Origin of the sequence: Nostoc sp., from assembly GCF_036917555.1 — a bacterium.
Classification (GTDB): domain Bacteria; phylum Cyanobacteriota; class Cyanobacteriia; order Cyanobacteriales; family Nostocaceae; genus Nostoc.
In genome coordinates, this window is record NZ_JBALDD010000068.1 from 26547 (window position 1) to 39565 (window position 13019).

General features: G+C 41.3%; 10 protein-coding genes. 7 read left to right on the forward strand and 3 right to left on the reverse strand.

All coding sequences use genetic code 11. The annotated features are described in order from the left end of the window. Positions 1-274: 274 nt before the first annotated feature. The 6 genes from V7K60_RS27080 (at position 275) to V7K60_RS27105 (ending at position 7256) form a co-directional block, all read left to right on the forward strand. Entirely contained in the window at positions 275-1174 is a 900-nt protein-coding gene (locus V7K60_RS27080; protein ID WP_334930103.1) for a formylglycine-generating enzyme family protein, read from the forward strand. Beyond that, positions 1158-3551 carry an arylsulfatase gene (locus V7K60_RS27085; protein WP_334930105.1) on the forward strand — a complete coding sequence of 798 codons (2394 nt, stop codon included), beginning with the start codon at positions 1158-1160 and terminating at the stop codon, positions 3549-3551. The genes V7K60_RS27080 and V7K60_RS27085 overlap by 17 nt, the downstream gene beginning before the upstream one ends. A gap of 154 nt (positions 3552-3705) precedes the next feature. Further along, complete coding sequence (locus V7K60_RS27090) at positions 3706-4578, forward strand: bile acid:sodium symporter family protein (RefSeq protein ID WP_298905466.1); 873 nt, start codon at positions 3706-3708, stop codon at positions 4576-4578. Positions 4579-4687: 109 nt separating this feature from the next. Further along, complete coding sequence (locus V7K60_RS27095; protein WP_334930107.1) at positions 4688-5569, forward strand: class I SAM-dependent methyltransferase; 882 nt, start codon at positions 4688-4690, stop codon at positions 5567-5569. Positions 5570-5689: 120 nt separating this feature from the next. Beyond that, entirely contained in the window at positions 5690-6379 is a 690-nt protein-coding gene (locus V7K60_RS27100; protein ID WP_334930109.1) for an SDR family NAD(P)-dependent oxidoreductase, read from the forward strand. A 439-nt stretch (positions 6380-6818) separates the two neighbouring features. Then, positions 6819-7256, forward strand: a complete 438-nt coding sequence (locus V7K60_RS27105) for a VOC family protein (protein WP_334930287.1) — start codon at positions 6819-6821, stop codon at positions 7254-7256. Between the two features lie 417 nt (positions 7257-7673). Here the strand turns inward: V7K60_RS27105 and V7K60_RS27110 are convergent, their stop codons facing one another. Further along, the gene (locus V7K60_RS27110; RefSeq protein ID WP_334930111.1) at positions 7674-9968 is read right to left on the reverse strand and encodes an FAD/NAD(P)-binding protein; all 2295 of its coding nucleotides are present in this window, start codon (positions 9966-9968) and stop codon (positions 7674-7676) included. Between the two features lie 305 nt (positions 9969-10273). Here V7K60_RS27110 and V7K60_RS27115 point away from each other — a divergent pair, with 305 nt between their 5' ends. After that, a complete protein-coding gene (locus tag V7K60_RS27115; RefSeq protein WP_334930113.1) occupies positions 10274-10849 on the forward strand; it encodes a Uma2 family endonuclease in 576 nt (191 codons plus the stop codon). Between the two features lie 190 nt (positions 10850-11039). Here the strand turns inward: V7K60_RS27115 and V7K60_RS27120 are convergent, their stop codons facing one another. Continuing rightward, positions 11040-12371: a hypothetical protein gene (locus V7K60_RS27120; RefSeq protein ID WP_334930115.1), complete on the reverse strand. Its 1332-nt coding sequence runs from the start codon at positions 12369-12371 to the stop codon at positions 11040-11042. 13 nt (positions 12372-12384) lie between these two features. Beyond that, complete coding sequence (locus V7K60_RS27125) at positions 12385-12861, reverse strand: hypothetical protein (RefSeq protein ID WP_334930117.1); 477 nt, start codon at positions 12859-12861, stop codon at positions 12385-12387. Positions 12862-13019: the final 158 nt, after the last annotated feature.

The window sequence follows — 13019 nt, forward strand, 5'->3', positions numbered from 1 at the left end:
TACTGAAAAATACAACGAAAAGGGGGATTGTTCATCTAAAATCTAAAATGATATAAGTTTTAAGAAAAGTTGAATCTTATTGATGAACTACAGGTATTCAATTAGAAATAGCAAAAGTGAGAATATTAGGGATGAAAAAAAATATTGCTTTCTCACATTAATATTCATTCAGGGAATAGCGATCGCACTCTTATTCATCAATCCAACCGCATTGGCAGCCACAGTCAATCCCTGTCCCCAAGGTATGGCGATGATTTCAGGAGGAACGTTCAAAATGGGGTCTGATAATTCCAGTTTTGTGGAGGAGCGATCGCCTGGAGATGTAACGGTGACTAACTTCTGTATTGATAAATATGAGGTAACAAACGCACAATTTGGTGAATTTGTCAAAGCCACAGGATATGTGACAGTTGCAGAGCGTCCCTTATCTGAAGAACAGTTTCCCGATTTACCTGATGAGCAGCGATTACCGGGTTCTTTAGTGTTTGAGATGGCAAAACCAGGTGTCAAGCAAGTTTCCTTTTTGAGTTGGTGGCATTGGACTACTGGCGCGAATTGGCAACATCCTTTTGGCCCAGACAGTGCGATTGCTAGCAAATCCAACTATCCAGTTGTTCACATAGCTTACGAAGATGCCCTAGCCTACGCCAAATGGTCAGGAAAATCCCTACCCACCGAAGCTCAATGGGAATATGCCGCCCGTGGTGGCTTGGATGGTGCAACCTATGCTTGGGGCAATGAATATTCTGAACATAGAGCCAACACTTGGCAAGGAATTTTTCCCTTTTTCAACACCAAAGCCGATGGTCACTTGGGCATTGCTCCCGTCGGTTCTTTTGCACCCAATGGTTATGGTCTCTATGATATGACCGGCAATGTTTGGGAATGGACTACTGATTTCTTTCAAGTCGGACACGATCGCAAATCCCATCAAATTAATCCTATTGCCTTAAATCAAAGCTTTGATCCCAAAAAGCCAGATGAATCAAAGTTACACGTAATTAAGGGGGGATCATATCTGTGCGCTCCCAATTACTGTAGCCGCTTCCGTCCGGCGGCGCGGGAGTCAGAATCACCGGATACGGGAACTACTCATATCGGGTTTCGGCTAGTTAAAAATTTGGTTTCCAGCACACTACCTTTGATGAGGAATAATAATGGCACAACTGACTGATCCTCACAAGAGAGATTCTTTGTATGCATCTCTCAAGTTAACTTCTGGTGCGATCGCCTTTTTGACAGCCCTGATGCTAATATTTTCTAGCCTCCTACCTCTACCTGCTTGGGCGGACTATGGCGACAAATTGCCATTACCCCAACCATCTTTTAAAGGCAAAATTGGCATTACTTACCAAGAATCTGAACCAGACTTCCCCAAACCGATTAAGGCTCCAGAAAATGCACCAAACGTGTTGCTGGTGTTGCTTGATGATGTCGGTTTTGGACAAACCAGCACCTTTGGCGGTCTGATCGATACGCCTAATTTAGACCGTCTAGCAGAAAAAGGATTGCGTTATAACCAATTCCACACTACAGCACTCTGCTCTCCTACCAGAGCCGCATTGCTCACGGGACGCAACCATCATTCTGTGAATACAGGTGTGGTTGAGGAGTTAGCCACAGGCTATCCAGGTTATACTGCGATTTTACCTAGAAGTGCGGCAACGATCGCTGAAGTATTGCGAAATTATGGATATAACACGGCGGCCTTTGGCAAATGGCACAATACCCCAGACTATGAAACCAGTGCGGCAGGCCCATTTGATCGCTGGCCGACAGGTTTAGGTTTTGAGTACTTCTATGGATTTCTGGGCGGTGATACCAATCAATGGAGTCCAGCTTTGGTGGAAAATACCCAACATATTCAGAAACCAAGTGATCGCCCTGATTATCACCTCACCCCCGATCTAGCAGATCATGCAATTAAGTGGATTCATACCCAACAAGCGATCGCTCCTGATAAACCCTTCTTTACCTACTTTGCCACTGGCGCTACCCATGCCCCACACCATGCGCCCAAAGAATGGATCGATAAGTACAAGGGTAAATTTGCTCAAGGTTGGGATAAATTACGCGAAGATATCTTTGCTCGTCAGCTAGCCCTTGGTGTAATTCCTGCCGATACTAAGCTGACTCCTCGCCCAGCGGAACTCCCGGCTTGGGATTCCCTCACTCCCACCGAGCAGAAAGTTTATGCGCGTCAGGCGGAAGTATTTGCAGGTTTCCTCAGCCATACCGATGCACAAATTGGTAGAGTCATTGACACGATTGATCAACTGGGTGAATTGGATAACACCTTAGTCTTTTTCATCGCCGGGGATAATGGTGCGAGTGCTGAAGGCGGCTTAACAGGTAGTGTTAATGAATTAAAAGTCTTTAATGGCATAGCAGAAAGTCCTCAAGAAGTTCTCGCGGCTTTAGATGATTTAGGTGGGCCAAAAACCTTCAATCATTTTCATGCAGCTTGGGCTTGGGCAGTAGATAGCCCCTTCCAATGGACAAAACAAATTGCTTCTCACTTCGGTGGAACCCGCAATGGTTTAGTTGTGGCTTGGGGCAAACACATCAAAGATCGTGGTAAAGTACGGAGCCAATTCCATCATGTAATTGATATTGCGCCTACAATTCTGGAAGCTGTGGGGATTGAAGAACCAGAGGTTGTCAACGGTGCAGAACAACAACCCATCGAAGGTACTAGCCTTGTCTATAGCTTTGATGATCCTGCTGTACCATCCCATCACAAAACCCAGTATTTTGAGATGTATGGCAATCGTGGCATTTACGATCAAGGTTGGGTAGCAGCCGCCCGTCATGGACGCTTACCTTGGGAGCGTGTCTCCAAAACTACCTTCGATGAAGATAATTGGGAACTATACGATATTACTAAAGACTTCAGTGAAGCCAACGATTTAGCCAAGCAGAACCCTGACAAGTTAGCAGAATTACAAAATCTATTTCTCAAGGAAGCAAAGAAATACAAAGTTCTACCCTTGGACGATCGCTTACTTCAACGGTTTGATGTTAAAATCCGTTCCAACCTAATCACAGGACGCAATAGCTTTACTTATTACACATCTGTTGCAGGGATTCCCGAAGGTAGCGCTCCCAATATTAAGAATCGCTCCTTTAGCATCACTGCCGATGTGGATGCTGCCAAAAATGGTACTGAAGGCGTTTTAGTCACCCAAGGCGGACGTTTTGCGGGTTGGAGTTTCTTTTTGAAAGAAGGTAAACCCACCTTTGCTTACAACTTATTAAATAGCGATCACACAATCATTCAATCTTCCCAACCAATTGCGATCGGTAAATCCCAAATCAAATTTGACTTTACTTATGATGGCGGCGCTCCCGGAGCAGGTGGTACTGGTAAGCTCTTGATTAATGATCAGCAGGTTGCCCAAGGCCGCATTGATAAAACCATAGGTTATCGATTTGGTTTAGATGAAACCTTTGATGTTGGTCAAGATACTGGTACACCTGCGGTAGATACTTACCAAACACCCTTTGCATTCACCGGCAACTTACAGCAAGTCACCCTGGAATTGAAGTAATAGGGATTGGGCATCCCTTCGACTTCGCTCAGGGCAAGTGGGCATTGGAAGTGTGGGAGGAGAGGGAAGCATATAATTCTCTTTTTCCCCACACTCCCTACACTCCCTCCTCCGCCCCTCCGCGCCTCTGCGTCTCTGCGTAAGATAAAAAATCATGAACGAAATCTTGTCATTAATCGACAAACTCGCACTTTTCACATTTATCGTGTTCACCATGCTGGGTGCAGGGTTAAGTCTAACTGTACAACAGATTTGGGAACCACTCCGCAACCTCCGCTTAGTCATATCATCGCTGCTGACAAATTTTGTGCTGGTGCCACTTTTTGTATATTTACTATTGCAAGTAGTACATTTAAGTGAACCACTCAGAGATGGCTTACTGATCATGGCAGTAGCATCAGGGCCTCCAGCACTACCTAAACTTGCCCACATAGTCAAAGGCAATATAGCTTTCTCGGTGGGGTTAATGATGTTGCTAATGTTGGGCACAATTTTTTATATGCCGATTGTATTGCCCTTAGTGGTGGAAGGTGTACAAATTAACTCCTGGGACATTGCCAAACCCTTATTGTTAATGATGGTCAGCCCATTGATTATTGGGTTATTCATCAAAGCAAAATTGAGTGCGATCGCCCCCATTATCCAGCCAATTTTGTTCAAATTATCTAATGCTGGATTGCTTTTAGGTCTGGTAGTCAGGCTGATAGTTCACACTAACGATATCATTGGCTTATTACAAACAGGTGCAATCTTAGTTTGTGCCGTTTTCATAGTCTTCTCCTTTACCGTGGGTTATCTTTTGGGCGGCCCTGGTATCGATACTCAACGAGTGCTAGGAGTCGGAACAGCTCAACGTAATTTTGCCGCAGCATTGTTAGTAGCTACAAGTAATTTTGAAGATCCCAGCGTCGTGAGCATCATCATGGTGACGAGTATTTTAATGATGATCGTAGTTTTGATCGCCGGGCCAAAGTTCATAGAACTAGACCAAGGAACGGGTGTAGAGATAGAACAGGTAGAAGGTTGAAACCTTCCCTAAGAACTGTGTTTGGCAAATACGCTAAGTCAATAGTTTTACCGTATTATGTATTAAATACGTAATTATATCAGATAAAAAACTATATGTGAGGTAGCAGATGGTTCAATCACAAACAAGCTCTTTTGATGCAATTAGTCCAACAGCTTTGATGGTAGCTTATACTAGGCAGTTTACTGATATCCCCTATGGCAAGGAATTATCTCAATTAGTGAATGCCGAAAGCTTCATAGAACAACTGCAACAAAAAAAATTAAGTCAGCCGAGTGAAGTTTCTGTTCTTGTTGAGGCTCGTTACAAAGCTGTTAATCAAGTAATATCTCAACACTTGCAATTTGAGACTACCCAAATTATCGAGTTAGCATCTGGATTATTGCCTCGTGGTATGGCAATGTCTCAAAATCAAAATATCACTTTTGTTGAAAGTGATTTACCTGCAATGATTAGTCAGAAGCAGCAATTCGTAAAACGATTGATTGGAGAACGGCAGAATTTGTATTTTGAAGCAATTGATGCTACTAATCAACCTAGTCAGTTTCCTTTGAATGTAAATTATTTACATCAAAACCAACCTATAGTTGTTTTATGCGAAGGATTATTAACAGACCTAACCTTAGCAGAAAAGCAAAAAGTGTTTGCTAATGTTCGTGAGATGCTGCGAGTTTACGGCGGTGTATGGATTACACATGACCTAACCACTTTTGATGGCTTGAATCAACTACGGCAAATTAGTCCTGGGTTGCAAAGACTCAATCAAACTGCAAGTAATGTCTCAGGTCGAGCTATTAATAATTATCACTTTGAAAACATCGACCATGTGAAACAGTTCGCTTATGAACAAGGGTTTGATATTAAAGAATATAGTATGCTCGAAGTGATGAATCAAATTACTTGTTTAAAGCCTTTAGGGATTGAGCCAGAGGTTGTTAAATCAATATTGGCTATTGGCTCTACTTTTGTTTTAACCCTTTGTAATTCTTGATATCTTTACAGGTTTTTTTGTATGTACCCTCGAAAAGGGGGAATGTCATAACTGCTTTTGAAGTATTTCGTGACCGTTTGGTCAAATTATAGTTCAAATCACAAGGGAGAAATCAAAGGTATGGCAAATATTGCATTGATTGTTGGGGCTGGTAGTGGACTCAGTGCTTCACTAGCCCGTTTATTGGCAAAAGAAGGCTTTGCTATTGCTTTAGCAGCGCGACAAATTGATAAGCTCAAAGCATTATCTGATGAAATCGGAGCCGTCAGTTTTACTGCTGATGCTTCTCAACTAGATGAAGTTGAACAACTATTTACAGATGTCGAACAAAAACTAGGAGTACCAACATTGGTTGTGTATAATCCTAGCTGGCGCGTTCGGGGTTCATTTGTGGAACTTGACGCAGCCGATGTTGCCAAAACACTAGAAATTACTGCGTATGGTGGCTTTTTAGTTGCACAAGCGGCGGCAAAACGTCAGTTAGCTGTGGGTGGGGGAGCTATCTTTTTTACAGGTGCTTCCGCCAGTGTTAAGGGTTATCCTCAGTCTGCACCGTTTGCAATGGGTAAATTTGCTTTACGGGGTTTGGCTCAAAGCATTGCCCGTGAATTGGCTCCTCAGAATATCCATGTGGCGCATTTTGTGATTGATGGAGGAATTCGTTCTGCTACCCGGATAGAACCAGATAATCAACCAGATAGTTTACTTGATCCAGATGCGATCGCTCAAACTTACCTGAACATTCTGAGCCAACCTCGCAATGCTTGGACTTGGGAAGTAGAATTGCGTCCCTGGGTGGAAAAATTTTAACCTAATGTGGTAATTTTCCTTCCTAAACCCAGTAGAGAGGGAATGCAAAGAACTGTGTTAGCGTCCACTTGCATGATCATTAGTGTCTACCAGCACTACTGATGTTATTTCGTAATGAATACACTCATCTAGCTCACATTCCACAATTATTCGTTTAGCATCAGGAAAATGCCGTTTTGGACGATGACAAGATAACTTTACTATCACTAACTTTTTACTGCTGGTAGGTGCTATTTTTTAGCTCACAACACTCATTAGACAGTCAGGGAAGGTATTGTATAAGTTAGCTAATTTTTGGAGACAGCAATCACACGCCATAAGTTAGTTATAGTAAGGTTTTAATAGTTTTTAAAGACGTATAATACCCTTTGACATAGCCAATATTCGGTGATAGTTTTTTGGAAAACTCCAAGCCATTTAACTAGGAGGAACTTTCGTGATGTTTCGCCCAATCTTTCATCTTGCCTTCCCCGTCCAAGACCTTGAAGAGGCTAAAAAGTTTTATGTTACCACTTTTGGTGCTAGGGTCGGTCGTGTCCGTGACAAGTGGATCGACATATTTCTCTTTGAAGGCCAGATTACTTTGCATGAACGACCTTCTGAAGTGTTACCGGCGATAGAACATGGCGTGCGTCACTTCGGGGCGATTTTGGCGTGGCGTGATTGGGAGGTTCTTGCTCTTCGCCTTGATGAAATGAGGGTTCAGTTCAAGGTAAAGCCAAATGTTTCTGGCGTGGGTACCAACGCAGAGCAAGCGAAGATGTTATTGAGTGATCCGAGCGGAAATGTGATCGAAGTAAAGGCATACAGAAATCCATCTGTCGCTTTGGAGATGCAAGACTTGGAAGATTATAGTAACTCTATCGACTTACTATAGTATGCAGTAATAAATTTGCCTCTGATAATTTTGATGGGTATAGCTGATAAATCCGCAGTTAATCTTAAACTTGAATACTATGAGGATTGTAGTTGTTAAATGTATTCCTGTTTAGGTAAGTGTTTTAAGATGTATCTTTTTTGAAGATTCTACACACTATTCCAGCTTTGCCTCTATAGTTAGCTATGTGATTAAAGCTGTGCTTTTTGATCTTGACGATAGGCTCATAGATCATGACGCAGCAATTAGAATTGCAGCAGGTGCATTATTTGATAAGTAATTAAACAAAATTAATCACATAGTTTTTTCCAAATCCTCTAAGGATTTTTTCAATAGATGCAATAAAAGTTTGCCAGCTAGAATAAGCATCTATTTCAATCCATTCATGCTTAATCGGACTTTGGACAAAACGTTGCTCTAGATATACATAGCAAAGTAATCATTGTAGATTTCTGTATTAGTCATGACAGTGAGTTCTATTTGTTTCTGTTCTTCATCTGTTGCCGAACTTGTAGCGGAGTCTAAGCTTTCTTGAGGAATAAAATCACCACAGTATTCATTCGCAGGTACAGCTGCATTCATCTTCTGGGGATAACTCAATTTGAGATTATTCATGATGGTAATGAATTGACTACGACTGCGATCGCTAAATCTGGGATTAAGCCGCTTTTCTTCGCCAATGGTGGAAACAGTACGCCCTTTATAGTCATGGGCAGGATATACCAAAGTATCATCTGGCAAGGTGAATAAGCGTTGTGTCACCACATCGTATAAAGTTCCAGCATCGCCTCCCTGAAAATCTGTGCGTCCACAACCACGAATAAATAAGGCATCACCAGTTAACAGATGGGTTTTGTTTACCAAATATGCTACGTGACTGGCGGTGTGGCCTGGTGTGGAAATTGTTTCGATGATTACCGATCCCACCTCTAGGATTTCGCCACCGACAAGGGAGTGATCGGCTTTTGTCACAGCAGTATTCTGGGGAACAATTACCTGAGCGCCTGTTTGTTGCCTGAGTTTGCCTGCCCCTGTGATGTGATCGGCATGAAGGTGAGTTTCTAGACAGTAGCGTAGCTTTAATCCCAGTTCACCTAATGATTGCAAATCGCGGTCAACTTGCTCTAATACAGGATCAACTAGAACAGCATCTCCTGTCTGCTGGTCGGCAATTAAATAAGTGTAACTACTAGTTTCAGGGTCAAAAAATTGCCGAAATAGGAAAGTTGACTGGGGTATCTCTGCACTGCCATCAGTTACGCTTAACAAAGGCATCGTCACAATAGTCCGCACACGCACTGGTAGCGACTGCAACAACGCCTTAGCTAATTCCTGCGCCTGTCCCCGTAATTCTGGAACAGCAATACTTTCCCACAAGTCGCCCTTGCGGGGAGTTCCCAAGGTATAAAGCAGCGTCGAAACGTTACCGTCTGTTGCATATAAAGCACCGTGGGTATCTGTATCTAATCCTAAACCGATGGCATTGGGGCGAATTAATTTCTGCGATCGCAAATTAGTAATCAGAGGATGAGGCGATCGGCGATAATCTGCTGCTACCCCCGTACAATTCACCACCCGGCTGACGTGCAAGATATTATTAGTTTGGGTTTTGCGTTGGCACACGGTAACAGCTACACCCTCCGGCAAAGCTTGATATTCCCGAATCCGCCCTGCGGTAATGGTGAGTTGAACAGAATCTAGCATTTGGGTGACAACATCCGCCACTCTTGGGGCAATGCGGTGACGATGCACATCCCAATAAGGTGTCAAATGACGCAAAAAACGTTGCTGTTCCTCGGTCGGTAGTTTTTGCCAGATTTTCTGAATCATGGGACGCAGAGAATCAATTACTGCTCGCCAGTCATAGCCTTGGGCAGCAGCAATTTTCACCTCGGCACGCACCCGATGTAACCAGCCGCGTACACTTTTTGGTAAATTTTCTGGGGTCAAAAAGGAGGGATAAGGTTGAGCCGCTTGATGTTTGAGGGGAAATAATCCTCGTCGGGACACAGCATAAATTTTGCCCCGATGTTGGCGATCGCCCAGAGATAAAACCATATCCACCATCGTCAATCCCGTACCAATTAGCAACACAGGCGCATCAGCATCAAGGTCTGCTAGGGCATCGGCTGACCAAGCATTCCGCAGATAACTTTCATCATTACTGTTTGCGTTTTCAATGGCGGGAGGTGCAGAGGGTGAGTTCCCCAATGCCAACACAACTCTGTCTGCGGCAAAACAGCGACCACTACGCAGAGAAATCATTGCGCCTTTTTCTTCAGGCTGTACACCTACCACTTCATCGGTCAAGCGTTCTAGTCGCACATCACTAGGTGCTGTGGCTTCTGCTTCTGCCAAAACTGATTGAATGTATAAACCATAGACCTTACGAGGTATGAAGGTACTGGCATTGACTTTTTGGGGCAAAAATGCTGTTAACTCATCGCGGTTGTGTTGAAGCCAACGTAACAAATGCCCCGGATCATGGGCAAATGCACTCATGTTGCCTGCCGATACATTCAGCAAATGACAATTGGTATCTGTGCTATAGGCAATTCCCTTGCCCATTTGATCGCTACGCTCAATCAGCTTAATGGTGAGAGGTTGGTTGGCAGTCTTCAATAGATGGGTAGCGACTAGAGAACCACTAAAACCTCCGCCAACAATAGCGATCGTGGTTGGAGTATGGGCAGTTAAAAAACTAGGGTTCATGGCGGTCTTAGTTAAAATAAATAGTTACGCCTGTTTCATAAAGTCTATCTACCGGGACTAAATGCATTTCCAACCCAGCTAAAAGAATTAAGACTTGATTTCTTATAAATTCTTATAATACCTGCTTTTAGGCATTAAATACATGTAATTGATAAATTAACCGTAGTTTTTGGTTACACGGTAATCATGCTTATCGAATTATTCATGCACAGTTTGCAGGGTTAGCGCTACTATAAGCCAATGTGCAATTGCTCATGGTTTTTTGAGAACTACCTCAAAAAAACCTTTATTTATAAAGTAGCGCGATGACACAGACAAATACAGAGCGTTTATACTCCTTTGAAGAATATCTCGTTTATGACGATGGTACTGATAGCCGTTATGAGTTGGTGGATGGGAAACTAGAACGCATGAATCCACCAACTTTTAGACATTTACTACTTGCTAAATTCATAGAACAGACATTTGATACAGAAATCAATCGCTTGAGTTTACCTTGGCTATGTTTTAGAGAGGCGGGGGTAAGAACGGGATGGCAAAAGTCAAGATTGCCTGATGTTTATGTTGTCACGGCTGAACAGGTGATGGAATTTCTTGATGAGTCTGCTGTTTGTCAGTCTGTGCCGTTATTAGTAGTGGAAGTTGTCAGTATTGATTCAGTAAAACGCGATTATCGATATAAACGTTCTGAATATGCAGCGTTAGAAATTCCTGAGTATTGGATTGTAGACCCAATAGAGTCAAAAATTACGATTTTATTGTTGGAAGATGGATTGTACGAGGAAAAAGAGTTTAGCAAAAATCAGCAAATTGTGTCTGCAACTTTCCCAAAAATTGTGCTTACAGTTGAACAAGTGTTAGCTGCGGGTAATGTTGGTTAAAAAATAGCGATGCTTAGGTTGGGCTGCGCTTACGCAATACTCAGTAGTGTTTACAAAAAACTTATTTTAGTCGATTAGCCAAGAAATTCGACTAGTGAGGATATTAAATTATCTCACGATAGCCGTTCGCGCTAGCGTCTCCATTGGCGTAGCCTCTCCCTTTGGGAGAAGGAGAAGGCTTAAGCTTCGTTTATCGCACTCGTTTTCTTAGCCACCAAACCATAAAACCAACAATGATTCCAACCATCAGACTGGAACTGAAAGGGTAGTCGCAAAAATAAGGAATTTTAGGAAAGATATCTTTCATACTTTCTTTACTACAAAAATCTTTGGCAGGGTCTTTTAGCAGAGATACGGTTGCTATACCAGCACCAGCAACAGCTACAAGTTCTTGAAAGTTACGCTCTCGTTCAGATTTTTCGACTTCTATGCGACTGCGAGTAGAGTTAATTGTATCTTCTAAAAGTTGCAAGCCAAGCTGCATATTTTCGATATCTTTGGTAATTTGTGGTAAGTATTTTTTGTTGGCTATGCCGCTAAATTTTTCTAAAAAATCTAACTGATTATTTTGACCTGCTTTTTCTTTAATCAAAGCTAAACGAAGTTGATAATTAGATAAATTAATTTCAATAATTTGTTTTTGAAAAGATAAGTTGAGTAAGTCGATTGTGTATTGCTGGAGAATGTTATCAATATTATTTAAAATCTTGCGAGAAGTTGTAAGATTCTGCTTTTCTTGCCTTGAATTACTTTGATTGGTAATTTTTCTATTTTCTTCAATCTGTTTATAATGATTGAGCAGAGATTCTTTGACTAAACGACTTTGCCAATAAGCCCACGAAATCTTACTTCGATAACAAAATAACCCCATCCAATCTTTATAAAATTTCGCAGCTTGTTCTGCGCTTTTTCGATGAGGATAAATAGCAATAATCACATGATATTCGTGATTATTTGAATGAGTGGTTACTTTTTCTCCACTCTGATTTATATTTTGCGATCGCCCTACTTCAAAAACTTTCCCATCTAAAAAAGTACCTTTTTCTGGTTGCCAATAAGTATCTTTAAATAAAGCATAATAGCAATCTTTGGCAATATCTTCAGGATTTTGAGACGAGTTTTCTGGTAGCCAACCAGAAAGCAACCAGGTTTTTCCAATTGTTACCAGTTCTTTATTGACTTTTTGTTCAATTTCAGTTTTTAAGGTTGCAAAAGACTCAGCTGGTTGAGTTTCGGTTTGATTATTAATAGAACAATCAAGTTGTAAGCCATAAGTGTCATTTAATCTAACAGCATAATAGTATCCTTCTAAAGTTTTATTCTGGGAAATCAAGTTAATTTGAGTAGGATGGGTAATCTCTAAATACTCGGTTTCAATATCAGGATCGTGGAATTGAGTATCAGAGGGTAATTGAGCTAAAAAAGCTGCTTTGTTTTTTTGGGTTTCTGCATCAGTTGTATTTAAAGAAGTTTTTAAAGCATATAAAAATAAATCAAGTGTAGGATAGATTAAATCGCTCATGACAAGGAAAAAACTAATTTGATTGATTGGATTGAGATAAAACTTGTTTGCATTTTTCTAAAAATGTGGCTTGTTTAACTGTTTCTTCTGGTTTTTCAGAACTACCAACAATGACTACAACATTATTGAGTTGGCTTTCGTAGCCTGTAGCTTCATCTTTTGGTTTAAAGCCTCTAGTTATTGGAGCCTTGTCAAGAGCATTGAGTCTACTAATTTCTGCTTCATTAGGAAGTAAATCATCAGGAATTTCTTCTAGATTATCTAATTGAGATTTATAAAATTGATAAGACTGATTTAAGTCAGGATTTGGGGTAATTATTTCTAATAAAAGTCCTTTAATATAGTCTTCCCAAGCTTTGGGTTGGGTGTATAATTGCTTTGCAACTTCTTTTAAATTCTGTTTCTCTTGTTCTCCAAAGGGGGTTTCTAAGTCTCGAAACGCCAAGAGAAAAGCGAGGAGAGTGATAATATTGTCAGCCTTTGCGTTCATAGGTTTTTATACCAAACTTACTAGGACTACTAGTATAAACTTAATTTAAGTGCGATAATTCTAACAGATATTTGATGTTCAGTTTTGATTTTCTATGTCTGTAAAGAATAATCTATTAAATAAAATGTTGTTTATTATACGTTTCGTTACGTAAATGA